The following is a 26,179-nucleotide window of genomic DNA, read 5'->3' on the forward strand; positions in this document are numbered from 1 at the left end:
GGACCCGGAAATCCACCCCGGGTTTGAAAGCGGCGGGGCGGACCACCCGACGTTAAGGGTGCGACCGCCCGTCCGCAACCGAAGAACATCATACCGCCCTAATTTTCATAGTAAAATCGGCGATATGAATCCCGGGATTACGCCCGACCGAATGTCTCCGCCAAGGTTTGCAGAAGGCCGTCCCGGTCATGCTTGGCCACGTAATCGGTGAAGCCCACTTCACGGCCGCGTTCTACCGCCGCCGAACTGGTATGGGACGACATTGCCACGATCGGCAGATTGGCCCAGCGAGACCCGTCTCGGATCTGTTCCACCAGTTCGAAACCGCTCATGTCCGGCATCTCGATGTCGCTGACGATCACGTCGAACTCATCGCCGCGCTCGCACAATTCGAGCGCCTCGGCGGCACTGGTCACCGTGGTTACGGAATAACCGGCAACGGACAGGATCGGCGTCAACAAATTCCGGAAGAAGGAACTGTCGTCCACGAGCAGCAACCGCCGACGCGACGCGCGTCCCTCGGTCACCGAAACTTCCCCTTCGACACCGAACCAGTCATGGAAAGCCTTGGTCAGATAATAGCCTGTATCAAGGATTTCGGTGGCTTTCCCGGCGACGATGGCACTGCCGATCATGCCTTCCTTCGAAGCGCTGTGTTCGACGGACAGACGGTCTTCCACGATGTCCAGAATTTCATCGACGACGAGGCCCATGGTCCGTTCACGATCCGAGAAGACGAGCGTCGGTTTTTTGCCTGTCTCCGGGAAGGAATAGGCGTCGTTGATCGGTACCAACGGCATCAGCGTGCCGCGATACTGCACCATCGCCTGGCCGTTCGAGTATTCAACCGTGTCGAAGTCGATTTCCTCCAACCGCGCAACAAGACCGAGCGGCACCGATTTCGGAGATTTGTCGCCCGCGCGGAACAGCAGCAGGGCAACGCGTTCGTCGTCGCCGCTGGTCTGAACCGTGCCGACTTCCTGCTGCGCCTGGTCCGGGGTCGCCATTTCGCCCGTCGTCTGTGCAATGCCGTTCGGGTCGAGGATCATGATCACGCTGCCATCACCGAGGATGGTATTGCCGGAGAAGATAGAGATGTTCCGCAGCACCGTGGAGGTCGGTTTGACGACGATTTCCTCGGCATCGAAGATCTTGTCGACGATGATACCGAAGGAGTAGTTCCCGACCTGAGCGACGACGATGAAGTTCTCGTCGCTGATGAAGTCGTCCGCATCCATCGGGACATCCAGCAGACGCCGCAGGGATACCAGCGGAAGAAGCCGGTTGCGCAACCGCAACACGGGCGTTCCGTGGATTTCCTCGATCTTGTGTTCGGAGTCGTTGCTGGCGCGAACCAGTTCGACAACGCTGATCTGCGGGATCGCGAAACGTTCGTCCGCGCATTCGACGATCAACGCGGAAACGATCGCCAAAGTCAGCGGGATCTTGATCAGGAAGGTCGTGCCCCGTCCTTCAACCGACTTCAATTCGACCGTTCCGCCGATCTTGTCGATATTGGTCTTCACGACATCCATGCCGACACCGCGGCCGGAGACGCTGGTGACCGCGGCCGCCGTCGAGAAGCCGGGCGCGAAGATCATCTGCTGGATCTGGTGTTCGCTCATCGAGTCCAGTTCGGCCTCGGTGGCCAGACCGTTCCCTATCGCCTTTTCCCGGATCCGGGCCATATTCAGGCCCTTACCGTCATCCTGGATGACGATGTGGATATGGCCGCCTTCATGATACGCGTTCAGCGTGATCGTTCCGGATTCCGGCTTGCCCGCCTTGACGCGATCTGCCGGTGGTTCGATACCGTGGTCGGCCGAATTCCGGACCATATGGGTCAACGGATCCTTGATGATATCCAAGACCTGCCGGTCCAATTCGGTGTCCGCACCGATCATCTGCAGATCGATCTTCCGGCCCAATTCAAGGCTGAGGTCACGGATGATACGCGGCAGTTTCGCCCATGCATTACCGATCGGCTGCATGCGCGTTTTCATGACCCCTTCCTGCAGTTCAGTTGTCACATGCGACAAGCGCTGTAGCGGCGCGCCGAAATCGCTTTCGCCTTGGCTGCGCAGAATCTGCATCAACTGGTTGCGGGTCAGCACCAACTCGCTGACCATGGTCATCAGGTTCTCAAGAAGGTCGACGTTGACGCGAATGGTCTGCGTCACCCCACCGCCTTCTTTCTTCGCCGCAGCGGCGGCTTCCGGATCGGCTTTCGCTTCCGGGACTTTCTTTTCTTCAACCGTCGCCGGAACGGATGCCTCGACGGGCGCGGCAGCTTCTTCCGCCGGCTCTTCTGGCGTATCGCCCTGCTCCGACTTCAGCGCCGCCATGGGGTCGCCGGGGCCTTCATAGACCGCGTTGTCGAACGCAGCCTGCAATTCATCCGAATCTTCGGCGACTTCGTCACTGTTCATCAGCGCATCGAGTGCGGCGCTTCCGGTCGCGGCAACCGGCTTCTCCGCCGCTTCATCGACCTCGGCCATCATCGCTTCCGTCGCGGCCAGATCCTCCTCGTCCTTCGTGGCGGGCGGTTCATCACCGGCAGATGCGGCAGCACCGCCTCCGGCGGGAACTTCACCGGTTTCCGCCAAGTGGTTCAGGCGGGCGATCAGATCGCTGTCATCGCCTGCGGGTTCCGTCTCGGTCGCTTCGAGGTCGGCAAGGATCATTTTGATTTGGTCGAGGGATTCCAGCACCAGCGAAACAGCACCCTGGCTGATCTCCAATTCACCGTCCCGAATACGGCCTAGCACGTTCTCGGAAGCGTGCGCCACGGATTCCAGCCGCGGCAGACCAAGGAAGCCGCAGGTCCCCTTGATGGTATGAACCATCCGGAAAATGCTCGAAAGAATACCTTGATCGTTCGGGTTCTGCTCAAGCTTCACCAATTCCACGTCGAGCGTGTCCATGCTCTCAGCAGTTTCGGTCAAAAACTCGCTAAGGAGATCGTCCATAGCTTCTTCACTCCCCTACCACCTGGCCCGGCAACGCGCCGCGCCTGAATGCTGGTTATGGTCAAAGTTCTATACGTTAATTCCAGTGTCCGGATGCCGGGATCAGAATGGTGCAAGAGTAATAACAAGCGAGTTCTTAACAAACCACTAAGCGTTCCTTAGCAATTCGCTAACGGACGGCGCCCGAAGCATCGGGCCGCTGATTTCGCGGCCGGAAAAAACCGCATGTATTCTAAAAAACGATGGAAAGACGGATCTGCTCGCCGTCCTGCGCAAGGGCCAGGCGAACGCCGGCCTCCGCCGCCAGCAGACGGGCATAAAGACAATGCACGGACCGGGCCGTTACCTCGACATCGTCGACGCCCCCTGAGCCCGTGAAATTGGCGCGGATTTCTTCCGCAAGTGTCGGCTTCGGGCCGGTGGCGGCGACTTGGATCATGCCGGGAAGGGCGTCGACCTCCACGGTACCGCCGCGCAACAAGGCCCCTCGCGCGATTTCAACCGCAACCAGCAGCAATTTCGCCCCGCCCGGACGCTCGATGAGGTCCACGGCGCTGCCGGAGGGCCAGGTCAGGACCACCCCGCCCTCGTCCACAAAGCCCCGGGCCGCCTCCAGGATCACGGTTTCATCGGAGGTGGAACGCCCCGCACCGCCATAGGCCAGGCGATAGAACTGGAGCCGGCCCGCCGCGCGACGCGCACTGTCGGCGATAAGGTCGATCGCGTCCGTCGCCCCTTCCTCGACCTCCTGCATGAATTCGACGCCATTCGCGATCGCGCCGACCGGCCCAGCCAATTCATGGGCCATGCGGGACATCAGCATTTCGGCAATTCGTTGGTTCATATGGAAAAATCGCCCTGCAAATCCGGATGAATCATGATTGAATGAAAACAAGAACATACTAGGTGGGGACGGAAAAGGCCAAGAAGCAGGATGGGCACATTTAGTCCAACGGCTAGAATGGGAAATCGCAGGCAATGGAAGATCTAAGGGCCGAGTTGTGCCGGGATGTCGGATTCGTTCCCGGTGCGTTTGTGAGAAACCCCGACAAACCGGATTGGGGCCTGGGCCAGGTACAATCCGTCGTCGGCCACCGCGTCACCGTCAATTTCGAGGAACGCGGGAAACTACTCATCAACACGGCGGTCGTAACCTTGGTCGCCGCGGAATAGCAACTGAGACTATTTTGCAATTGCCCTGGTCGCCGCTGAACCAGAGGATGACGCATCGTGTCTAGCCTGTGGTTTCCTTGCGGGCGAGAAGGATGCAAGTGTGGCCGAAAGGGCCACTTATTGTCATTTCTGGCGGTTCGCTTCAGTTTCCGAGGCGTTCCAAGTGTCGAGGGTATCCCATGAATGATCACTCGCCGAATAGTGCCGAGGGCGCGCCACGTCGTTTCCGGAATCCCGGTTTCGGGCGCAGACAGGCCGTTCCGCATTCCAAAGGCAGACAGATTGACATGGCGGCAGCCCGCGAGGTCGCCGACTTATTGGGCGACGCACCGCGTAAACGCGACCTGCTGATCGAGTATCTGCATACGATTCAAGATACGTTCGGACATCTTTCCGCGCGGCACCTGCTTGCGCTCGCCAATGAGCTGAAGATTCCCCAGGCGGAAGTATTCGAGGTCGCGTCCTTCTATGCGCATTTCGATCTTGTGATGGAAGACGAAGCACCGCCGCCCCCGCTGACCATCCGCGTCTGCGATTCGCTTAGTTGCGAGATGGCCGGGGCGCAGAAGCTTCTCTCCGATCTTCCAACCGCCGTCGGCGAAAACATCCGTGTGCTGCGCGCGCCCTGCATGGGCCGGTGCGATGTCGCGCCGGTCGCGGAGGTCGGTCACAATCACGTTGTGAACGCCTCGGTCGATACGATCAAAACGGCTGCGGAAAAGGGCGACACACACGCCCACCTGCCGGGCTACCAGGATCTCGAAAGCTATCGGAACGAAGATGGCTACGGTCTGTTGCGGGCCTGTCTTGATGGAGACAGGGATCCGGAAGCCGTCGCATCTGAAGTCGAAGCCTCCGGTTTGCGCGGTTTGGGCGGCGCCGGATTCAAGACCGGCTTGAAATGGAAACTCGTCCGCAAGGAACCGGGCCCGCGGGTGATGGCGGTGAACGGTGACGAAGGCGAACCCGGCACCATCAAGGACTTTTACTACCTCACCCGCAAACCGCATCTGTTCCTGGAAGGCATGTTGATCGCCGCCTGGGTCGTCGAAGCCACGGACGTTTACGTCTATATGCGGGATGAGTATCCCGCCGTTCTGGAAATCCTGCGGCGTGAGATCCAAGCGGTCCAGAACGCCGGCCTGTCACCGCACACGACCATACATCTGCGCCGGGGCGCCGGCGCCTATATCTGCGGCGAGGAGTCGGCGATGATCGAAAGCATCGAAGGCAAGCGCGGCCTGCCCCGGCACCGCCCGCCCTTCGTCGCACAGGTCGGGATCTTTGGGAAACCGACCCTGGTGAACAATGTTGAGACACTTTACTGGATTCCGGAAATCCTGACCAAAGGCGCATCCTGGTTCAGCAGCCAAGGTGTGAACGGCCGGGCCGGACTGCGCAGTTTTTCCGTCTCCGGGCGCGTCAAGGAACCGGGCGTGAAACTGACCCATGCGGGCATCACCATACGGGAACTGATCGAAGAACACTGCGGCGGCATGTTGGACGGCCACACGTTCAAGGCCTATCTGCCCGGCGGCGCGTCCGGTGGGATTCTGCCGGCCAGCATGGACGACATCCCTCTCGATTTCGACACGCTGCAACCGCATGGCTGCTTCATCGGTTCCGCCGCGATCGTCATCCTGTCCGACAAGGACAATGTCGCGGATGCCGCGCTGAACCTGATGCGCTTCTTTGAGGATGAGAGCTGCGGGCAATGCACGCCCTGCCGGGTCGGCACGGAGAAGGCCGTGAAGCTGATGCAGGCGGAGAAATGGGACAAGGGCCTGTTGCAGGAACTGTCCCAGACCATGATGGACGCATCCATCTGCGGCCTAGGCCAGGCGGCCCCGAACCCGCTATTGAGCGTACTGCGTTATTTCCCGGAGGACGTGCCGACCTAGCGGACGCCTGTCAGTCGATCAGGGTGATTTCCGGCACGCCGTAGACCTCGGCCAGAGACCCGCCTTCCGCCAGGCTGGCAAGGGCCCTTGCCTCCTTGGCAAGAATGGCTTTCGCCGCCTCCAGAGTCTGCTCGACAATCGCGAAGGGCACGACCGTGACGCCGTCCGCATCTCCGATGATCAGATCGCCCGGCGAGACAGAGACCCCGCCGCAAGCGATCGGACCGTCGATCACACCGCCGAAACCTTTATGCGGACCACGCGGCACCACACCGCGGCTGTAACAAGGGAACCCTGCCTCGACGATTTCCTCCGAATCCCGGACCGAGCCGTCGATCACGAGGCCGGCCACCTTGGCATCGGTCGCCGCCCGGGTCATCAGGCCGCCGAAGATGGCGTTGTTTGTATAGCCCTGGGCATTGCAGATCAGCACTTCGCCCGGCTCGCAGATCCCGATCGCCGCGTGAAGGGCGCTGTTATCCGCGGCCATGCAATCGACCGTCCTGGCCTGCGCGACGATCCGCATGCTGGGATGCAACGGTGAAATGTCCGCCGCCATCGCTTGCGCCCTTCCCAGGCAATCCGACGCCACGGCGGCCGGGACCTCTTTCCATTCGGCCAGCATTGCCGGTGTCAGTTTCGGTATGGTGATGTTGTGCCGCCTGACGCTGCTCATCGCGATGCTCCCCGGTCCGCGTGGTTATTCGTATCCGTAGGCGGATACTGTATCCGCATACCGTACGGATCGGCCAGGGCTTAGCGGCGGCGAAAAGTGAATTAACCGGCGGGCACGAGATAACTGCGAATGATGGTCGCCATCTGCGCCGGCGACAATATGGGGGGTATCACGGTTTCCAAACGTCCATCCGGCCCCATCAGATAGACAAAACCTCCATGGCTATAAATCGGTTTGCCGAAGATATCGTCACCGACTTTGGCGACCTCGACCTGATAGGCTTCTCGAATAGCGGAAAGATCTTCCTTTTCCCCTGTCAGCCCCAACAATCGGGGATGCAGTTCAGAAAGGACACGACGCATTTCCTGCGGTGTATCCCATTCCGGGTCGACGGTGATCAAAACCGGCTGGACCATATCCGCCGCATCGCCTAACGCGTCGACCGCGGCAGCCATTGACGGCAGCGCGGCACTGCAAATCCCCGGACAATTGGCATAGCCGAAAAAGACCAAAAGATACCGACCCAGGAAATCCCGGTCCGTTCGGCGCTCGCCGAAATGGTCAATCAAATCGAACGGACCGCCCAATTGAACGGGAAAAGGGGCCGCCTTGTCGCTTTGGTCGGAAGCCTGTGCAGCGGAATGGAAGCCGAACAGGCAAAGGGCCAAGACGACAGCGGGAAGACAGGGTCGGGTTACTCGAACCACTCCAGGAACTCCTTGTCCGCAGCATGGCTCAGCCCCAGATACCCGTCCCGCTGGATCAGGGCGTTGACCCGCGGATCCTTCCGAAACCAGGGCCCTTTCTTGTCCTTCAAATCCGGATGGGCCGCATTCCAAGCCGCGCCCCAGGCATTCGCCTTGATATCCTCTGCCGCGCCTTCGGGCCGGATATACTGGACCTGAAACAGTTTCGGCCCGCCTTCAATTCCGGTGAACAACCCGTCCACGGTCACGGTCGTGCCGCAATAGGGCAGCAGGTCGACCACTGCGCCCGTGAAGATCGCTTGGGCGTTCTTCCCCGCCAATAGCAGGTCGCCATTGTCCGTTACCAAACCCAACTGTCGCGCGCCCGACCCGCAGTCGGCCGGGCAATCACCGGACAATTCGCAGACGATATCGACAACCTTGGCATCAAACCGCGCCAGTTCCTCACCTTCCAAGTTCCAGGGTTTCGCCCTGTTTTCATCCGCCGCGAAAGAGGGCGCAGCGGCAACCGCGATCAGGGAGATTGAGAGTGCGGCAATCCGTGTCAACTTTGTCATGGTCCGCCCCTTCTATTCCCTGCCAAGAATGGTTTTCTTCACGTCCTTCGGAATGGCGAAAGGCGGCACCAAGCCATAATCCTCGTGGCTCTGGTTGGTGATCCCCTCGTTGCTGACGATCTGGTCGACGATCAGATATTTTATGCCGTTGCGCTCATAGGCCATGCCGTCTGCCGTTATCCGATCGCTTTGCACTTCCAGGATCGTCGGTGAGCCGTCAGCGGTCCCTGCACCTTCCAATTTGAGGACCATGTAGATTTCCCCGTTGTCAGTGCGCAGGCCGACGGGAATCCCACCGGCCGCGCACCACATGGCACAGGTATGATGAGCAGTGCCCAGGGTCGCCTCAGGGCCGCCCATGACACCCGACAGATAACACCAGGTATCCATGATCTCGCCCGTGACCTGAACACGCTCGCCACCGCCGGCGGCCTGTCCCTGCCCGGTCAGAGCCAACAGGGCCGCGGCCCCGAACAGCGCATGCCTTACACCCAATCCCGGTCTCATATTCGCCTCCAGCGGCTTCAGAAATCGATTGAAACAGGGTAGCGCAGCGTCCCTTCAGGCGCATATGACGATCGATCACGATTGGCTTATCCATGGGGCTGTCCGACACCCGTTTTTACGGCATATCCCGCCACCGTCGTCGGACAGGCAATCTATGACGCGAACGTGCTATGGCGGGGTTGGCCACACCGCGATAGTATCCGCCCCAATTCGCGGAATTTCGCTGCATTTTTGGATCAGGGTCGAGGCGACGGACATGGCTGACGGACAAATCACTTTCACGCTGAACGGCAAACAGGTCGCCGCGGGCGCGGATGAAACCATTTGGCAGGTCGCTCAGCGCGAAGGCGTGGAAATTCCGCATCTTTGCTATTCGCCGGAACCGGGCTATCGGGCCGACGGCAACTGCCGTGCCTGCATGGTGGAAATCGAAGGCGAACGAACGCTGGCCGCCTCCTGTATCCGGAAACCGACCGACGGCATGGTGGTGAATTCCGCAAGCGACCGGGCGAAATCGTCACGCAAGATGGTGTTCGAATTGTTGATGGCAGATCAACCGGAACGGGAGGTCGCGCATGAAAGCGACAGCAAGTTCTGGACTTGGGCCGACAAGATCGACATAGACGACAGCCGTTTCCCCGAACGGTCTGACTTTTCGCTCGCCAAATTGGCGACGGATGGCAGCCATCCGGCGATGCGCGTCAACCTGGACGCCTGCATCCACTGCAATCTTTGCGTCCGCGCCTGCCGCGAAGTTCAGGTCAATGACGTCATCGGCATGGCCTATCGCGGACATGAAGCGAAGATTGTCTTCGATTTCGACGACCCGATGGGCAGCAGCACCTGCGTAGCCTGCGGTGAATGCGTCCAGGCCTGCCCGACCGGCGCCCTGATGCCCGCGACGCAGGTGGACGAGAAGGAAGTTTATCTCGGCGGCGCGGAAAAAGTCGTCAACTCACTCTGCCCCTATTGCGGTGTGGGCTGCCAAACCAAGATCCACGTCAAGGACGACAAGATCCTGAAAGTCGACGGACGGTCCGGTCCGGCCAACGAGAATCGCCTCTGCGTCAAAGGCCGCTTCGGCATGGACTACGCGCGCCACCCGACCCGCCTGACCAAACCGCTGATCCGCCGGGAAGACGCGCCGAAGTCCTGGGATTGCGAAGTAGACCCGATGAACCCGTACACCCATTTCCGGGACGCGACCTGGGAAGAGGCATTGGATGTCGCCGCCAAGGGCTTGTTGAAAATCCGTGACGAAAAAGGCCGTCTGGCATTGGCCGGATTCGGTTCGGCCAAGGGTTCCAACGAAGAAGCCTATCTTTTCCAGAAACTGGTCCGAACCGGGTTCCGGTCGAACAACGTCGATCACTGTACGCGCCTTTGTCATGCGTCCTCCGTCGCGGCATTGATGGAAGGCATGAATTCGGGTGCCGTGACGGCACCCTTCACGGACGCATTGAAATCCGACCTGATCATCATCATCGGCTGCCGCCCCGGTCAGAACCATCCCGTCGCCGCCACCTATCTGAAGCAGGCGGCGAAACGCGGCGCGAAACTCGTGGTGATGGATCCGCGCAAACAGCAACTGACACGCCATGCCTGGCGGCATCTTCAGTTCAAGCCCGGGGCGGATGTCGCCCTGCTGAATGCGATGATTCACACGATCATCGAGGAAGACCTGATCGACCGGCAATACATTCAGGCGAATACCGACGGATTCGACGCGGTTGCCGAAAACTCCAAAGGCTTTTCCCCGGAAGCGATGGAAGATCTTTGCGGCATCAAGGCGGAAACGATCCGCGAGGTCGCGCGGGCCTATGCGACAGCCGAAAGGTCGATCATCTTCTGGGGCATGGGTGTGTCTCAGCACGTCCACGGGACCGACAATGTTCGCTCGCTGATATCATTGGCAGCGATTACCGGGCAGATCGGCCGCGAAGGCACGGGCCTGCATCCACTACGGGGGCAGAACAACGTTCAGGGCGCTTCCGATGTCGGGCTGATCCCGATGGTATATCCCGATTACAAATCCGTATCGGATGTCGAAACCCGCAACATCTTCCAGGATCTTTGGAACATGGAGCTCGATACGGAACGCGGGCTGACGGTCGTCGAGATCATCAACGCGATCATCGCGGGCGACATCACGGGCATGTACATCATGGGCGAGAACCCGGCCATGTCCGACCCGGACGCCAGACACGCGCGGGAAGCATTGGCCAAACTCGACCATCTGGTGGTGCAGGAGATTTTCCTGACCGAAACCGCCTTCCACGCCGACGTCGTCCTGCCGGCCAGCGCCTTCCCGGAAAAGAGCGGCACCTTCACCAACACCAATCGTCAGGTCCAGATGGCGCGTCCCGCACTGGACCTGCCCGGCGAGGCCAAGCAGGACTGGTGGATCATCCAGGAACTGGCGCGGCGCATGGGCCTGGACTGGAACTATACCGGCCCGAAGGACGTTTATGAGGAATTCCGGTCCGTCATGGCTTCCATTTCGGGCATTTCCTGGGACCGTCTGGAACGCGAGGATGCGGTCACCTATCCCTGTTCGTCGGAAGACAAGCCGGGCGATGCGGTCATTTTCGGGGACGGGTTCCCGACGGCCAACGGCCGGGTCAAACTGGTTCCGACCGATCTGCTCCCCCCAGCCGAACTACCGGACGAGCAATATCCGATGGTACTGACGACCGGCCGGTTGCTGGAACACTGGCATACGGGCGCAATGACCCGCCGGGCCAGCGTGCTGGACACGATCGAGCCCGAAGGCCAGGTCCATATGCATCCGAAATGGATGGATGAAATGAGCATCCTCCCGGGTGAGATGGTGGCCGTTTCAACCCGGCGCGGCGCGGTTCAATTGAAGGCCCGTGCAGACAGGGACGTTACCCCGGGCATGATCTTCATCCCATTCTGTTTCGCGGAAGGTCCGGCCAATTTCCTTACCAATCCGCAATTGGACCCGTTCGGCAAGATTCCAGAGTTCAAGTTCTGCGCGGCGCGGGTGGACAAGCTTCCTTCGGAACAGGTCGCGGCGGAATAAAGCGCTCTGTCTACCGCGACGAGTTACCGCTAGGATCGGGTCATGCCCGATCCCATGATCATAGCCCTCATCGCGGCAACCTTCCTGCTCGCCGGGATGGTGAAGGGTGTGATCGGTCTCGGTCTACCAACGGTTAGTCTGGCCGTGTTGACTGCGGTGCTGGATCTACCGACAGCCATGGCGCTGTTGCTGGTTCCGTCATTCGCCACCAATCTGTGGCAGGCGAGCCTGGGCGGGAATGCCGGTATTCTGCTGCGCCGCCTCTGGCCTTTTCTGCTGACCGCCACCGCAACGATCTGGATCGGCGCAGTCGGCTTGGCCCACTTCGACCTCAGTGTTTCTTCGGCCCTGCTGGGGCTGCTGCTGATCGTCTATGCGGGCACCAGTCTGGCCGGGTTTCGTTTGTCTGTCAGGGCCGCGCAAGAGGCATGGTTCAGCCCACTCTTCGGGTCCATCAACGGCATCCTGACGGGTATGACCGGGTCCTTCGTCGTCCCCGGCGTCATGTATCTGCAGGCAATCGGACTGCCGCGCGATCAGTTGATCCAGGCCATGGGCATGCTCTTCACCCTGTCTACGATCGGGTTGGGGCTGGCGCTGCAGGGAAACGACATGCTGAATGCCGATCTTGGCCTACAGTCAGGCATCGCCCTCGCCCCAGCCCTGCTGGGCATGAGTCTCGGTCAACGCATTCGAAAGAGATTGTCCGAGACGGTGTTCCGCCGCGTATTCTTCGCCGCCTTATTGGCCTTGGGCAGTTTCATCATTGCGCGTGCGTTCTAGACTTCAGCCATTTCCCATGTGGCCCGCGCCAAGGCCTTAGCGGTTTCAGCAACGACCTCCGGTCTTCGCCCCGGTGAAACGCGCCCATACAAGCTGTTTCCCGTCTGCAGCACCATTTGCAGGGTCCCAGCCATCATGAATTGCGCGGTCGCTTCGGGGGAATCGCCATCCCGTCCAGCCAGTGCCGCCTTCAGCCCATCGTTGATCGCCTCGATATCGGACGCGCCGTGACCGGCCATCCCCGCTATGTTCGGCGCCAATACCGACATGGCATGGCCGAGCGACTGCATCGCACGATCGACGGATGCCTGGGGGACGGTCAGCACGGGCAATCCAGCGATCAATGAGGCCGCGTCGGTCGTAACCGGCGGCAGGTCGAGTTCCGCTCCGCGTTTCGCCGGGGCCCCTTCTATCCGCACACCATCGCTGCAGTTATGGATTTTGAAATCGGGATTGAGACTCGCCAATGTAGAGAAATAAAGCCGCGCAAAGGCGAATTCCCTACTTGTGAAAACCTGCTCCCTAAAATTGCCCGCCGCGGGAATGGTCAGTTTCTCCATCGCCGCGCCGCCGCGCCAATATGGATCGTCACTGAGGTTGTAGATCGAGGCGCCGGAATGATGTCGGTCCGCCTCGACAGATCCGAGGTCAACGCCAAACAAGTAGATATCCCTGCATCCAAAAGTCATGGCGGTCCGGCAGGCAAGATGCGTTACCGTCGGTCCAGCCATCGGCAGGACAAGATCAGGGTTGCCGAAAAGACGCGTGGGGCTGAGAGCCTCGCGCAGGACGAAAATCGTTTCCTCGAACAAGGGCGGCAGCAACGGGTCCACCGTCGACGCGGCAATCAGCCGGATGCCGGCCAGATCATGTTTGACCGCTGCCGTCTGATTTACCGTCAGGATGTCTGGGACATTCTCTATCTCGCAATGAAAATCCGGTTTCAAACCGGCTTCCAGCAGCACCCCCATCCCGGTCCCGCCGGATATCAGCAGACATCGATCGCGCAGGCGGCGGATCGTTTCGATCTCCGCATCGATTGATGGTCCGCTGCCGACGACGATGGCGGGTGGCACATCCAATTTCTCGTTTGTCGGGGACAGTATCCGTACCGTTTTATCAGCAAGGTTGGCCGCAGCATTCCACAGCATGAGACATTCGTCCTCGAAGAACCCGTCAGAGTCTCCGATGACCGGCACGCTTTCCATGAACAAGGACAAGGCCCGTTCCAAGACCGGCATCCGGTAATGACCGAAGATGTAGGAGCCGTCCAGCAAGCCTCGATCCGGTCCGCGCATCGCCTCATACACCTTGTTGGAGAGGGCGACGGGATCAGCATCGAAAGCGAAATGCACGCGCCCACCCCGGTCCGCGAGCGTCGCGATGATTTCCGCCCATTCGATGGCCTGCATACTGAGCGCAAGGAAGGCGGGCGTGCCATCTGCGATAACAAGGTTTCGAACGTTAAGACGTTCCAACAAAGGTGAAATCTGCAAGCCGAGCCCAAGACCGAAAATTGTGAGGTAACCGGAAATCAATTCCGGGTCTCGCTGCGTGGTCACGAGCTTGGAGCCAAAACGGTTATGAAGCGACGCGACGGCGCGGTCACTGACAAGATTTGAATTCGGGTCAGGCGGCGGCGGACGCAGCGAGAGGCGTTGCGGTTTTTCCAGGTATTCGGCGACCTGGCGGGCGGCGAACGGTTCCGCCCCGGTCGGATACATGGTCCTTTCCCCGACCCTGATATTGAGCAGACCCGTCTTAGGCTCCGTCACCAGTTCCAGGTCGCTTTGAAGGGTCGCAAGGGATTGCGCGAATTCGAAGGACACATGCTCCGCCAGCGCAATCAGATTGCGCTCGTACAAGGTCTTGGGTTCGGCGGAAGACGTTGTCACGCGGCAAGGCCATCGATTGGGAAACTATTCTGTTGTTTGAACTGTTTCACGATTCCCGAACCTGCGTCGATACACCCGTGAATGGCCTGAATTGTCTCTTTGCGTACTTGCCGGGGCATCGGGATTGGGCGTTTTATGAACCCTCATTCAGTTCCTTCCTATTCGACGAGGCCCGCTGCGCATGCCGACACGGTCGATTTCAGCCGCGCTTTACCTGACGCTTTGCGGGCTGACGATCATCGACGCTCTCTTCACGGTCGAGGCCGCCGTCTGGGTCGCCATCGGGTGCATGTCGGCATTCATCCTCCTCGAATTTCCCCGCACCGCGCGCCTGCAACAAGCCGTCAGTGTCGCCTTGGCCGGGTTGGGCGTGCTGGCCGGCACGATGGAGAGCGGGGCGCTGGACACGGTGATCGACGGGTTGCGCCGTACGCTGCCATTCCTGCTGCTCTTTGCATCGGTTACCTGGCTGCAGGGCCCGGCGGGCCGTAGTCCTTCCCTGCTGACCGTGCGGGAAATAGCAATCCGGCAACCATCCGGCAGGCGTTTCGCCGTAATTGCGCTGGCGGCCCATTTCCTGGGAGTTGCCTTCAATCTGGCGGGCCTATCGCTGCTGACACCGATGGTCGGGGGCGATACGCCCAAACCGCTGCGCGAAAGACTCGGCCGCGCAATGGTGCAAGGATTTGCGGCCGGGACGGCCTGGTCGCCCTTCTATGTCGGGACCGCTGTCATCCTCAGTGCGGTCCCGGGTGTGCGCTGGCTTGAAGTCGCGCCGCTCGGCATTGGCTTATCGCTGTTTATCATTGGCTGCAGTTGGGCCTTCGACCGCCTTTTCCTGCGCGCCGCGGCGCAGCGGGAAATGAATGAGGAACCCAAGGAACGCGGGCCTGCACCGCCGTTCACGCGCCGTCACGCCGGCAATATCGCGCTTCTTCTCGGCACGCTTTTCGGCATCACCATCCTGCTGGTCGAAGGCTTGCGGCTTTCCATACCGGTTTCGCTCGCCATCGTCGCCCCGCCCTTCTCGCTCGCCTGGGCGATCGCGCTGGCCGGCAAACGCCTTCCCTCCACCGCGCCCGACGGCACCGACACCGCCGCGCCCACGATTGCGACGGGCGACAGAAGCGGCTTTATCCTGCTTCGCCAAGTATTCGATAAGATTCCGGATCTGCGCGGGGAAACGATGTTGTTCGCCGGCGCCAACATCCTTGGGGTCGGTATCGCCTCCGCATTGGACCCGGATCTGGTCGCGCAATGGGTTCAGAATGTAACGCCGAACCCGATTGTCACCATCCCTGCGTTGATGGCGGCGATGATGCTGACCAGCATCGTCGGCCTACACCCGGTCGTCTTCGTTGTCCTGGTGACGTCCATCTTACCGCCCGAAGCGCTTGGCGTAGCGCCGCCGATTGCCGCCATGGCCATGATGTGCCTTTGGGGTCAGGGGACGAACGCGTCCCCCTTCTCCGCGACCTGCCTCTTCATCTCCAGAATCACGGGGGATTCGAACTGGCGGATCGCCTGGCGTTGGAATGCCCCCTTCTCGCTGACGGTGGCGCTGCTGCTGGCGGCGATCCTGATCCTCGTGCAACTGTCAGGCGTCTACGGCTGAGGATGCGGCCCGCCTAGGCGATCGGCTCCTGATGACCCGGCGTATCGTCATCGGCCGAGAGAGAATCCAGGGCCACCGCACCGCCCGTCGGCATGGCCAGGGTAATGCCGGCTTCCTCCAGTGCGCCATAGACCACCTGGTTGACCGCATAACGCGTCGCGAAATATTTCTCGCTCGCCACCCAGAACCGGACACCGATCACGATACCGCCATAGGCAAAGTCATGAATTCCGACCAACGGCGCGGGATCTCCTTCCAGATCAGGGATCTTGCGCAAGGCATCTTGAATAAGCCCGATCAGCCTTTTGGGGTCCTGATCCGCCGAGACTTGGATTTTCGTCTGCACCACCCTGCGTTCCCGCGAATTGACGATAACCTGACCGACGACTTCCTTGTTCGGCACGGTGATCCGCTCGCCGTCTTCACCGACCAGCACTGTCTGGGCGAGAGTGATTTCCTCGACGACGCCGCTCACGCCTTGGACATTGATCGTATTCCCGACGACGAAGGGACGCGTCAGGATGATCGACAAACCGGCACCGTAGTTCGACAACGGCCCTTGCAGGGCCATCGTCGCACCGAAGGCCGATGCACCGGCCAGCGCAATGAAGGGTGCGATCGTGATACCGAAATTGCCCAGCGTGACGATGATCACCACGCCGATCAGCAGGATTTTCACGACATTGCCGATAAACCGGGACAGCGTGACGTCTATCGCCCGCGCCTCGCACAAAAGAGTGACTTTCCGACCGCAGAATCCCGCGACCTTCAAGCCGATCAGCAGGACGACCAGGGCGCCAAGGATTTGGAAGCCATACTGAACCGCGAAGGCGATGACAGTATCGATCAAGGCGGTCACGGTTTCGATATTCTCTTCCACAACGTCATCCTTTTGCACGAAATTACCCGTCCGCTCAGGAAGGGCGGGGATACAAGGAAGCCTATTTCAGCCCAGGTTAGACCGAAACCGGAATCAGCGGTACACTGCTTGCATGGTGGAGTGACGGCAATGGCCGACCGCTTTCAATGGATTGAGGACGCAAAATGTCCGATGAAAATGACGACGACCTGATGGGCGAAGACGACATGGCTGCCGCCATTGCCGCCGAGCAGGCCGAGCGCGCCGCCGCGGGCGGAGACGATGATGAAGAGTTCGGCGAGGATGACATGGCCGCGGCCATCGCCGCCGAGCAGGCCGAACGGGCCGGCGGCCAGCCGGACGTCGAATTGAACGACATGGACATGGCCGCGGCGATGGCTGCCGAGCAACAAGGCGGCGGTGGCGGCAACGAACCGGAGACGCTGGGCGGCGCATGGGCCTCGAAGCTGAGCATGCATCCCGGCGCGGTTCAGGACATCGTGGTCGATCTGACCGCGGTGCTCGGCACGGCGGAGATGAAAGTCAGCAATTTGCTAAAGATCGGCCGTGGCGCCGTGATCGAATTGGATCGGCGCGTCGGTGATACAGTGGATATTCGTGTCAGCGGTCAGTCGATCGCCCGCGGCGAAGTCGTCGTCGTGGAGGATCACCTGGCCGTATCAATCACCGATCTCGTGAAAAAATCCTGATCGGCATTCCGGACGACGCGGTGTCCGCCGGTCAACCGTCGCCGATCCGCGGTCCGTCGACATTGCGGGTACCGAATGCCTTGTCCAGGGTATGTGTGGAATCTTCCGCCAGTTTGATCGCGTCCGACAACAGGGACAGTATTTCAATGTTGTTTTCCAGGACGTGCTTCGCTTCCGGCCGCGAGTCTTCCATGATTTTGGTGCAGCGGTAGAGTATGTCACGGCGAATTGCCGAAAGAATATCTTCCAGCTTCATCCCGTCCGGTTTCACGTCCGACATCAAAAAATGGGTCATATTGGCGTCCTCACCCGTTTCGTTCTGCCGGGCGATACCGGCATTTTCGACGATGTTAGAGCAATGAACGCTAATTCGGAACTGGTTAAGAAATCCTGACGATCAGCCCTTCAAAATATCGAAGCGGTATTCACCGTCCTTTTCCGACCAATCCGCCAATGTGTGCCCCTGGGCCTCGCAAAACGATTGAAAATCTGCAACTGCGCCAGGATCGGTGGCCAGGATGATCAAGCGTTCCCCTCTGGAGATTGATTTCAACGCCTTGCGCGCCTTGAGAACCGGCAACGGACAAAGCAAGCCCGTCGCATCAAGCAAATTCTCGTCTGTTCCCGGTTCCTGCATCGCCGTCCACCTAATAATCTTACCCAAATGCCTCAGCCATGATGCATTGCAGCAACGGCAGGGCGGAAATCACGAATATATGGTCCGAAGACGGCGAAGAACAGGTGCATCACCTTTTCGAATCTGGTTTAGTTTTGGCAGTTTGAAAAATCATGTCAGTTCCGTCGGAGCCCCTGAATCGCGACTGCCCGTGGTCCTGTCTTCGACGGTCATTCTGGCCGACTAGAGTCATGCCTGGCTAACCAATGCACGTTTATTTGCCCATCGCGGAGATGTCGGTGAACATCTTCCTCATTCTGGGGATGGGTGTGGGCGTGGGTGTCCTATCCGGAATATTCGGGGTTGGCGGCGGTTTCCTCCTGACACCGCTGCTTTTTTTCATCGGGGTCCCCTCTCCCGTTGCGGTCGGAACCCAGGCCGGTCAGATCGTGGCGACATCGGTTTCCGGCGTCATGGCCCATTGGCGGCGCGGGAACGTCGATTTCAAGATGGGAACCGTCCTGCTGGTCGGCGGGATAATCGGATCCACTTTCGGCGTTTGGCTGTTCGCTCTGCTGCGGACATTGGGTCAGATCGACCTCGTCATCAAACTCTCCTACGTTATTTTTCTGGGGGTCATCGGCGCCCTGATGCTGTTCGAAAGCGTCAAGGCGATGATGCGGACCAAATCGGGCAGAGGGACGACCGGCCGTAAACTGCACGAGCACAATTGGCTGCACGGCCTGCCATTCAAAATGCGCTTTCGCCGGTCGCAGCTCTATATCAGCGCGTTCCTGCCGCTCGCCATCGGTTTTCTGGTCGGGGTACTGTCCGCCATCATGGGTGTCGGCGGCGGTTTCGTCATGGTTCCGGCGATGATCTATCTGCTCGGCATGCCAACATCCGTTGTCGTCGGAACGTCGCTGTTCCAAATCATCTTCGTCGCCGCGAATGCTACTTTTCTGCAGTCCTACCTGAATCAGACGGTCGATATCGTGCTGGCCATGCTGCTTCTGATCGGATCTGTCATCGGCGCCCAGTTCGGGACACGGCTGGGGGCGAAGCTGCGCGGGGAACAACTGCGCGGACTTCTCGCGGCGATGGTTCTGGCGGTTTGCATCAAGATCCTGCTGGATCTGATTATTCCCCCCGGCGACATCTATTCGCTGAGTTTCCCGACCGGCACCGGGCATTGACGGGTGAATAGATGATCTCCGCCCCCTGCCTTTCCCGGTTCGTGCTTCTGTCGGCAATCGCCTTGGCCCTCGCGGTCGCAGGCAAGGCCCGCGCCGAGCCGCTTATCGCAGACCTGTCCGATCATCTCGTCGCGATTACGACCGGTTTCACCGGCACCGAACTGTTGTTGTTCGGGTCGATCGAGGAGGATGGCGACGTCATCGTGGTTGTCCACGGCCCGCCCACGGACGTAACCGTTCGCCGGAAGGAACGCGTTGCCGGCATTTGGATGAACCGCGATTCCATGACCTTCGAAGAAACCCCGTCCTTCTACTATGTCGCGATGACGCAAGGGGCGACGGAGGGATTGCCGATGCCTGTCCTCCACCGGCACCAAATCGGCGCGCAGAATGTCCGTATGATTCCGCCGGAAGGAGCGGACCCTGCTGAGGTTGAGAACTTCAGGACTTCCCTGATCCGGAACCAGCAAGCGCACGGGCTCTACAGCACGGTTCCCGGAACAATACAAAAACGCGGCCAGCGGCTGTTCAGAACCTCTGTACATTTTCCAGCCAACGTGCCGATCGGCACCTATGTGATCGAGACACTGCTGGCCCGGAACGGGGAAATCCAGAGCGGACAGACCACGCCCCTGTTCGTCAGCAAGGTCGGTGCCGGGGCCCAGATCTTCCGCATTGCCAATGCCTATCCGGCACTGCACGGCATCCTGGCCATCGTCGTCGCCATGGCGGCAGGCTTCGCCGCCAACTGGGTGTTCCGAAAACTGGGCTAAGGCGAGATCATCCCTTGATCGGTTCGATCAGGATGGCGCGAAAATCGTTCACATTGGTCTTAGTCGGCCCCGTCACCACCAAACCATCGATCGCCTGAAAGAAACCATAAGCGTCATTGTTGCGCAGATAGGCGGCAGCATCCCTGCCCTGGTCCTTGGCGCGGGCTAACGTCCCCGGGTCGATGATCGCTCCCGCATTGTCCTCCGACCCGTCAATTCCGTCCGTGTCGCAGCACAGTGCCGATATGCCTGTTTGTCCGTCCAGGGCCAGCGCCATGCCCAGCACGCATTCGGCATTCGGCCCGCCGCGGCCGTCGCCCCGCAGGGTGACCGTGGTCTCCCCGCCCGACAGCAAGACGGCAGGCGGCGCGACCGGCGTGGCATGGGATTGAACCGACCGGGCGATACCGGCCAGGACCGTGCCGACTTCCCGGCTTTCCCCTTCAAGACTGTCCCCCAGGATCAACGGCGTCACACCGGCCTGGCGCGCAACCTCCGCTGCAGCGTTGAGAGACAGACGCGGCGCGGCCGCCATCCGGATTTCCGTGTTCTCGAATATCGGATCTCCCGGCTTCGGGGTTTCCGTCGCCCCTTCATCCAGGATCGCCATGGCCGCGGCAGGCAATTTCATATCGTAATGCCGCACCAGCCGCAGGGCATCGGCGAAAGTCGTTGCATCCGGCACGGTCGGGCCGGACGCGATCACTTGTGGGTCGTCTCCCGGCACGTCGGAAATCAGGATGCTGACCACCTTGGCCGGCGCACAGGCGGCCGCCAATCGACCGCCCTTGATTTGGGAAAGGTGCTTCCGGATGCAGTTCATTTCATCAATCGTCGCGCCCGATGCCAGCAACGCCTTGTTGACGGCCTGCTTGTCGGCAAGCGTCATGTCCCCTGCCGGCACGGTAAGAAGCGCGGACCCGCCACCGGAAATCAGGCAAATGACGAGATCCTTATCCGAAAGCCCTGTCACGGTATCCAGAATTTCCTGCGCCGCCGCGATGCCCTTTTCGTCGGGAACGGGATGGGAGGCTTCCAGAATCCTGATTTTGGAACACGGTGCGGCATAGCCGTATCGCGTGACAACCACACCTTCCAGGTCTACGTCCGGATGGTGCGCCGCCCAATGCGCTTCGACGGCCTGGGCCATGACCGCGGAGGCCTTTCCCGCGCCGATAACAATAGTCCGGCCGTCTTTCGGCGGCTCCGGCAGGCACGGTGGAACGCACAGCAGCGGGTCGGCGGCGCGCACCGCCGCTTCGAACATTTTCATCAGCAATTCACGTGCTTGCGCCATTTCCACCATCCATTTGACAGAGGGGGTCGCGATCCGGCCTGATCCTGCTGAAACGAGAACCGGCCTGGGAGGACAGCGTGCCCCAATCGAATTTCGACCTGCATCCGAAACTGGAAGCCGACACAAAGCAAGTCCTGGATTTACCCCTGTGCCAGGTTCTGCTGATGAACGATTGCCGCTATCCCTGGCTGATCCTGGTTCCACGCCGACCTGACGTGCGTGAAATCCATGGGTTGGACGCCACCGACCGCTTTCAATTGATGGAGGAAATCGCCGGATGTTCCGCCGCGCTGGAGCGCGAGGTCGATGCCTTCAAGATGAATGTCGCCGCCTTGGGCAATATGGTCCCGCAGCTTCATGTCCATGTCATCGCGCGATTCGAAAACGACCCTGCCTGGGCGGGACCGGTCTGGGGTGTCGGTGAAGCCGAACCCTATGGCGAAGCGGCCTTCAGCGAGACGGCGGCTCGGTTCCGAGCCGCCATCGAGGCCATGCAGGCCGGCAAGCTCTGACGGCGCCAGCCTTTAATCCGCCAACCTAGCTAGTGCGATTTCCTGAGTGTCGATACCGCGGGACCAGATCATCTGCTTCCAATCGTCCGCGTCCTGATAAAAGGCGTCCCGAACGAAAGCCTTGATGGCGCGCCCCTGGTCAGAGTTCAGGTCGCCATAGGCATGCAGCCAGGCATCGGACCGGACCGCGAGCAGCACGTCGTGCAATGGCCGCGTGCCGTATTCCAGGGCAATCGAGGTGACCTCGACCCCAGGCATCAGCGCCACCATGCCATTAAGATTCGTGCCATGCAGTGGTGCGGAAGTCGACGAACCATCATCCGAGGACGTGAGGTCACCCCACCAATCCTGTGCCCGGTCCCAGGCGGGGTTTCCCGGCCCGCCGTCACCGATCCGCTCGCCATAGCCACGCGGGCCCAGCCCTGTGTGATAATCGATGATGCCGACCCGTTTTCGGGATGTCAGATGGGTCTCGATGATCGTCCCCAGCGTCTTCCGCGACCAGGTCGGCCTCGTGCCGCCATAGAAGACGCCATTCGGATCCACATATTGGCCCGAGGAAACAGCGCCCTGCATCACCAGGGGCGGCAGTTCCTCGATCAATCGATCGATCTCCGCGCTGGTCTTCGCCGCGATCTCGTCCGACCATTCCTTCGGGCAGATGATATCCTGGTACTTCACATAGCCGTCATTGACGGGCAGCGGGTGGTTGAAGTCGACGAAGTTACGGTTCAAATCGACATTGTCTTCATTGGTTCGACGGATCCAGGCGAAGCCGAAAGGGTTGATAGCGTGGATCTGCAACAGTGCCATATTGGCCGGCAATCGCGCCGCGCGGCCAGACTTGAACCAACCGACCTGGACACCCGAACCGCAAAACCCTTCTGCGCCATGCGTGGCCGACATCGTGACAAGAACATTGTCGGCGTCGCGCGGTCCGAGCCAGGCGATATCAGTGCTGAGTTCCTCACCGTTCGGGCCCTTCTCCGGATTAACGAAGCGTTCGTGCGTCGCCCCGGCTTCCCGTGCCGCATCGATGAACTTCTTGCGGGCTTCCGCATAGTCGCTTGAGAAATATTCTGTAACGGACATGTTTAATGAACTCCCCATCGCCCCGATGGGCGAGCCTATAGATCGGTATCAGCACTGGAATCACATGAACCTGCCCGAAACAAGCCCGGAAAAAGCGAACGGTCCTTTGCCGCCTGCGTTTCAGGATTGGTTCGCGGCACGCGGGTGGGTGCCGCATCCGCATCAGTTGGAAATGCTCAAATCGGCCGCCGAAGGCTCGGACTCGCTGGTCATTGCGCCGACAGGCGGCGGCAAGACGCTATCTGGCTTCCTGGCATCCATGGTCGAATTGTCCAAGGAAGCACCGGATGGCTTGCACACACTTTACATCTCTCCGTTGAAAGCGCTTGCGGTCGACATACACCGCAATCTGGAAGTTCCGATCAGCGAGATGGGGCTTCCGATTCGGGTCGAGACGCGAACCGGGGATACACCGCAGGCCAAACGCGCCCGTCAAAAGGAAAACCCACCGCACATCCTGCTGACGACGCCGGAATCTCTCGCCCTCATGATTTCCTATGAGGAAGCCTGGACCCTTTTTGCCGGGCTGAAGCGCGTGGTGATCGATGAGGCCCATGCGCTGGCCGGCACCAAACGCGGTGATCAATTGTCCCTTTGCATGGCGCGCCTGGCCCGGATTGCGCCGAAGTGCCGGCGTGTCGGCCTGTCCGCCACGGTGGCGCATGAAGATGCCTTGCGTGCCTGGCTGGCACCAGGTGGGAACCCTGGAGCAGTGGGCATCATCCGCGGCGGCGGCGGCGTTCGCGCGGAAGTCTCCATCATGGAAGGCATGGATCTGCCCTGGTCGGGGCATTACGCACTGCACGCGGCGGAGAGAGTATACCAGGAGATCAAAAAGTCCGGCGTCACGATCGTCTTCGTGAATACACGGGCGCAAGCCGAGGTTCTGTTCCAGACCATCTGGAAGCTGAACGAGGACAATCTTCCAATCGCCCTGCATCACGGCAGCTTGGCGGTGGAGCAACGCCGGAAAGTGGAGGCTGCGATGTCTCGCGGCGCCTTGCGCGGGGTCGTGGCCACGTCCTCACTGGACCTCGGCATCGATTGGGCGGCGGTCGATCTGGTCATCCAGATGGGCGCACCGAAGGGGGTCAGCCGGCTGCTGCAACGGATCGGCCGGGCGGGCCATCGCCTGGACACGCCAAGTCGGGCGATCCTGGCCCCCGGCAACCGGTTCGAGGTACTGGAGTGCATGGCCGCCATCGAAGGCGTCGACCAGATGCGGCTGGACGGCGACCCGCCACGCCCCGGCACGTTGGATGTGCTCGCACAGCATATCCTGGGCCTCGCTTGCTCGGCACCGTTCACGGCCGACGACCTGTTCCGGGAGGTAACCAGCGCCGGCCCCTATGCCGGCCTCAACCGCAAGGACTTCGACGATGTGCTGCGCTATGTCGAGGATGGCGGTTACGCACTTCGTGCCTATGACAAGTTCAAGCGGCTGTTCCGCAAGGCAAACGGCGACTACGAGGTCGCCGGCCCCAAGGTCATACAGCGCCATCGGATGAACATCGGGACCATTATCCAGGAACCCACGGTGAAGGTGCGGCTTCGGCGGGGGCCTGTGCTGGGCGAGGTCGAGGAATACTTCATCAACGGCTTGGAACCGGGAGACACTTTCGTCTTCGGCGGCCGATTGCTGCGTTTCGACGGTTTCCGCGAGACCACGGCCCTGGTCTCGGAAGCAAAGGGGGATGCCCCGAAAGTCCCTGCTTACATGGGCGGGCGCCTGCCCTTTACCACGTATCTGTCGGACCGGGTCCGCGAAATGCTGGCAGACCCGTCGCATTGGGACCGGCTTCCCGATCAGGTCTCCGAATGGCTCCGCCTGCAGCAATGGCGGTCCGTCATGCCGGGTCCCGATCAAATGCTGGTCGAGAGCTTTCCCCGCCGCAATAAGAACTATCTGGTCGCCTATTGCTTCGCAGGCCGGAACGCGCATCAGACGCTCGGTATGCTGCTGACGCGGCGGATGGAACGTGCGGGGTACGGACCACTCGGATTCGTCGCCAGCGACTACGTCATTGCGGTCTGGAGCGTGAAACCGGTCAAGGATGTCTCGGCGCTGTTCGACGAGGATATGATGGGCGACGACCTGGAAGCCTGGATGGACGAAAGCTCGCTGATGAAGCGGACCTTCCGCAATGCCGCCATCATCGCGGGGCTGATTGAACGGCGCCTGCCGGGGCAGGAGAAGACCGGGCGCCAAGTCACCTTCTCAGCCGATCTGATCTACGATGTGCTGCGAGAACACGAGCCTGACCACATCCTGCTGCGCGCGACGCGGATGGACGCGGCGTCGGGGCTGACGGATGTCGGGCGATTGGCGGAAATGTTGCACAAGGCCCAAGGCAAGATCGTCCATCGCCGATTGGACCGCGTCTCCCCCCTCGCAGTGCCGATCCTGCTGGAGATCGGCAAGGAATCCGTCTACGGCAGCGGCATGGACGACTTGCTGATAGAAGCATCCGAAGACCTGATCGAGGAGGCGATGGGCGGCATCCTGCATGGTGAGCTGCCGCTGTCCTGATGGGTCATACGGTGAAACAGACTTCGATAAGATTGAACGGCGCGGAATTGTTCCCGGACGTGTCCGGCGCGTTGTATTGGCGCGATCGGCACACCCTTATCGTCGCCGACCTGCATTTCGAGAAAGGCAGTGCCTTTGCCGCCCGCGGGCAATTGCTGCCGCCTTACGATACACGGACGACCGTGAAGCGTCTTGCCGATGTCCTGCGACGAACGAAGGCGACACGGGTGATCTCCCTCGGTGACAGCTTCCACGATATGGAGGCGGGCGACCGCCTACCGGAACAGGACCGGGCGGCTCTTGTCGCTGTTACAAACTGTATCGACTGGGTTTGGGTATCCGGCAATCATGATCCTGAGCCACCGGCGGATCTGGGCGGCATGATCGTGGAGGATCTCACCGAAGGACCGCTACATTTCCGGCATGAAGCGACAAACAGGCCGGTGGCGGGTGAAATTTCCGGCCATTTTCATCCGAAAGCAACGGTCAGGACACGTATGCGTGCGATCTCCGCGCGGTGTTTCGTTAGTGACGGCCAGCGCATGATCCTGCCCTCGTTCGGGGCCTTTACCGGCGGATTGAATGTCCGCGACCCCGCGATAGACCGACATTTCCCACGGGGATACGACATCTGGCTGTTGGGGCGGTCGGGTGTTCACCGCTTCCCGAAATCAGCCGCACAGATACGGACCGGCGACAGATAACATTATTCCGCGAAGGGGTAATCCAAGGGGAGGCCGCACGCGTAAATGTTTACAGTGTCCT

The 26,179-nt window shown here is 60.4% G+C and carries 23 protein-coding genes; 11 read left to right on the forward strand and 12 right to left on the reverse strand.

Annotation, left to right across the window (positions count from 1 at the left end):
* Nucleotides 1-137: 137 nt before the first annotated feature.
* Both ACQK2G_RS14525 and ACQK2G_RS14530 read right to left on the reverse strand, forming a co-directional pair.
* Nucleotides 138-2,969 (reverse strand): hybrid sensor histidine kinase/response regulator, encoded by a 2,832-nt coding sequence (locus ACQK2G_RS14525; RefSeq protein ID WP_425405756.1) that lies wholly within the window; start codon nt 2,967-2,969, stop codon nt 138-140.
* Between the two features lie 232 nt (nt 2,970-3,201).
* Entirely contained in the window at nt 3,202-3,813 is a 612-nt protein-coding gene (locus ACQK2G_RS14530; protein WP_425405757.1) for a histidine phosphotransferase family protein, read from the reverse strand.
* A 134-nt stretch (nt 3,814-3,947) separates the two neighbouring features.
* Here ACQK2G_RS14530 and ACQK2G_RS14535 point away from each other — a divergent pair, with 134 nt between their 5' ends.
* Together ACQK2G_RS14535 and ACQK2G_RS14540 are read left to right on the forward strand one after the other, a co-directional pair.
* Nucleotides 3,948-4,142 carry a DUF3553 domain-containing protein gene (locus ACQK2G_RS14535; protein ID WP_425405758.1) on the forward strand — a complete coding sequence of 65 codons (195 nt, stop codon included), beginning with the start codon at nt 3,948-3,950 and terminating at the stop codon, nt 4,140-4,142.
* Between the two features lie 287 nt (nt 4,143-4,429).
* On the forward strand, nt 4,430-6,043 hold the full coding sequence (locus ACQK2G_RS14540; RefSeq protein WP_425405759.1) for an NADH-ubiquinone oxidoreductase-F iron-sulfur binding region domain-containing protein: 1,614 nt from the start codon (nt 4,430-4,432) through the stop codon (nt 6,041-6,043).
* Between the two features lie 10 nt (nt 6,044-6,053).
* Here ACQK2G_RS14540 and ACQK2G_RS14545 read toward each other — a convergent pair whose 3' ends face one another.
* The 4 genes from ACQK2G_RS14545 to ACQK2G_RS14560 all read right to left on the reverse strand — a co-directional run bounded on the left by ACQK2G_RS14545 (nt 6,054) and on the right by ACQK2G_RS14560 (nt 8,490).
* Complete coding sequence (locus tag ACQK2G_RS14545) at nt 6,054-6,719, reverse strand: RraA family protein (protein WP_425405760.1); 666 nt, start codon at nt 6,717-6,719, stop codon at nt 6,054-6,056.
* A gap of 101 nt (nt 6,720-6,820) precedes the next feature.
* A complete protein-coding gene (locus ACQK2G_RS14550; RefSeq protein ID WP_425405761.1) occupies nt 6,821-7,426 on the reverse strand; it encodes an SCO family protein in 606 nt (201 codons plus the stop codon).
* Nucleotides 7,414-7,983: a hypothetical protein gene (locus ACQK2G_RS14555; protein ID WP_425405762.1), complete on the reverse strand. Its 570-nt coding sequence runs from the start codon at nt 7,981-7,983 to the stop codon at nt 7,414-7,416. The genes ACQK2G_RS14550 and ACQK2G_RS14555 overlap by 13 nt, the downstream gene beginning before the upstream one ends.
* Before the next feature lie 12 nt (nt 7,984-7,995).
* Nucleotides 7,996-8,490 (reverse strand): hypothetical protein, encoded by a 495-nt coding sequence (locus tag ACQK2G_RS14560; protein WP_425405763.1) that lies wholly within the window; start codon nt 8,488-8,490, stop codon nt 7,996-7,998.
* A 256-nt stretch (nt 8,491-8,746) separates the two neighbouring features.
* On the opposite strand from ACQK2G_RS14560, the gene fdhF reads away from it, so the two are divergent.
* Nucleotides 8,747-11,536, forward strand: a complete 2,790-nt coding sequence (fdhF, locus tag ACQK2G_RS14565; protein WP_425405764.1) for a formate dehydrogenase subunit alpha — start codon at nt 8,747-8,749, stop codon at nt 11,534-11,536.
* 42 nt (nt 11,537-11,578) lie between these two features.
* Nucleotides 11,579-12,319: a sulfite exporter TauE/SafE family protein gene (locus ACQK2G_RS14570; RefSeq protein ID WP_425405765.1), complete on the forward strand. Its 741-nt coding sequence runs from the start codon at nt 11,579-11,581 to the stop codon at nt 12,317-12,319.
* Here the strand turns inward: ACQK2G_RS14570 and ACQK2G_RS14575 are convergent.
* Nucleotides 12,316-14,214 (reverse strand): motility associated factor glycosyltransferase family protein, encoded by a 1,899-nt coding sequence (locus tag ACQK2G_RS14575; protein WP_425405766.1) that lies wholly within the window; start codon nt 14,212-14,214, stop codon nt 12,316-12,318. The genes ACQK2G_RS14570 and ACQK2G_RS14575 overlap by 4 nt on opposite strands.
* Before the next feature lie 181 nt (nt 14,215-14,395).
* On the opposite strand from ACQK2G_RS14575, the gene ACQK2G_RS14580 reads away from it, so the two are divergent.
* Nucleotides 14,396-15,829: a hypothetical protein gene (locus tag ACQK2G_RS14580; protein WP_425405767.1), complete on the forward strand. Its 1,434-nt coding sequence runs from the start codon at nt 14,396-14,398 to the stop codon at nt 15,827-15,829.
* Nucleotides 15,830-15,842: 13 nt separating this feature from the next.
* Here the strand turns inward: ACQK2G_RS14580 and ACQK2G_RS14585 are convergent, their stop codons facing one another.
* Nucleotides 15,843-16,727: a mechanosensitive ion channel family protein gene (locus tag ACQK2G_RS14585; protein ID WP_425405768.1), complete on the reverse strand. Its 885-nt coding sequence runs from the start codon at nt 16,725-16,727 to the stop codon at nt 15,843-15,845.
* A 146-nt stretch (nt 16,728-16,873) separates the two neighbouring features.
* Between ACQK2G_RS14585 and fliN the strand changes: the two genes are divergently transcribed.
* The gene (fliN, locus tag ACQK2G_RS14590; RefSeq protein ID WP_425405769.1) at nt 16,874-17,398 is read left to right on the forward strand and encodes a flagellar motor switch protein FliN; all 525 of its coding nucleotides are present in this window, start codon (nt 16,874-16,876) and stop codon (nt 17,396-17,398) included.
* Between the two features lie 31 nt (nt 17,399-17,429).
* Here fliN and ACQK2G_RS14595 read toward each other — a convergent pair whose 3' ends face one another.
* Nucleotides 17,430-17,693 (reverse strand): hypothetical protein, encoded by a 264-nt coding sequence (locus tag ACQK2G_RS14595; protein WP_425405770.1) that lies wholly within the window; start codon nt 17,691-17,693, stop codon nt 17,430-17,432.
* Nucleotides 17,694-17,795: 102 nt separating this feature from the next.
* Nucleotides 17,796-18,035: a sulfurtransferase TusA family protein gene (locus tag ACQK2G_RS14600; protein ID WP_425405771.1), complete on the reverse strand. Its 240-nt coding sequence runs from the start codon at nt 18,033-18,035 to the stop codon at nt 17,796-17,798.
* Nucleotides 18,036-18,280: 245 nt separating this feature from the next.
* Between ACQK2G_RS14600 and ACQK2G_RS14605 the strand changes: the two genes are divergently transcribed.
* The gene (locus ACQK2G_RS14605) at nt 18,281-19,210 is read left to right on the forward strand and encodes a sulfite exporter TauE/SafE family protein (RefSeq protein ID WP_425405772.1); all 930 of its coding nucleotides are present in this window, start codon (nt 18,281-18,283) and stop codon (nt 19,208-19,210) included.
* A gap of 11 nt (nt 19,211-19,221) precedes the next feature.
* Nucleotides 19,222-19,983 carry a TIGR02186 family protein gene (locus ACQK2G_RS14610; RefSeq protein ID WP_425405773.1) on the forward strand — a complete coding sequence of 254 codons (762 nt, stop codon included), beginning with the start codon at nt 19,222-19,224 and terminating at the stop codon, nt 19,981-19,983.
* A 7-nt stretch (nt 19,984-19,990) separates the two neighbouring features.
* Here ACQK2G_RS14610 and ACQK2G_RS14615 read toward each other — a convergent pair whose 3' ends face one another.
* Nucleotides 19,991-21,280, reverse strand: coding sequence for a glycerate kinase type-2 family protein (locus ACQK2G_RS14615; protein WP_425405774.1), 1,290 nt, complete (start codon nt 21,278-21,280; stop codon nt 19,991-19,993).
* 77 nt (nt 21,281-21,357) lie between these two features.
* On the opposite strand from ACQK2G_RS14615, the gene ACQK2G_RS14620 reads away from it, so the two are divergent.
* Nucleotides 21,358-21,792 (forward strand): HIT domain-containing protein, encoded by a 435-nt coding sequence (locus ACQK2G_RS14620; protein WP_425405775.1) that lies wholly within the window; start codon nt 21,358-21,360, stop codon nt 21,790-21,792.
* Nucleotides 21,793-21,804: 12 nt separating this feature from the next.
* On the opposite strand, the gene ACQK2G_RS14625 is transcribed toward ACQK2G_RS14620, so the two are convergent.
* Entirely contained in the window at nt 21,805-22,884 is a 1,080-nt protein-coding gene (locus tag ACQK2G_RS14625; protein ID WP_425405776.1) for a M14 family metallopeptidase, read from the reverse strand.
* On the opposite strand from ACQK2G_RS14625, the gene ACQK2G_RS14630 reads away from it, so the two are divergent.
* Both ACQK2G_RS14630 and pdeM read left to right on the forward strand, forming a co-directional pair.
* Entirely contained in the window at nt 22,883-25,414 is a 2,532-nt protein-coding gene (locus ACQK2G_RS14630) for a ligase-associated DNA damage response DEXH box helicase (RefSeq protein ID WP_425405777.1), read from the forward strand. The two genes, ACQK2G_RS14625 and ACQK2G_RS14630, sit on opposite strands and share 2 nt — an antisense overlap.
* 11 nt (nt 25,415-25,425) lie before the next feature.
* On the forward strand, nt 25,426-26,118 hold the full coding sequence (gene pdeM, locus ACQK2G_RS14635; protein WP_425405778.1) for a ligase-associated DNA damage response endonuclease PdeM: 693 nt from the start codon (nt 25,426-25,428) through the stop codon (nt 26,116-26,118).
* Nucleotides 26,119-26,179: the final 61 nt, after the last annotated feature.

The sequence above is a fragment of the Hwanghaeella sp. genome (assembly GCF_965227365.1).
Lineage (GTDB): Bacteria > Pseudomonadota > Alphaproteobacteria > UBA8366 > Aestuariispiraceae > Hwanghaeella.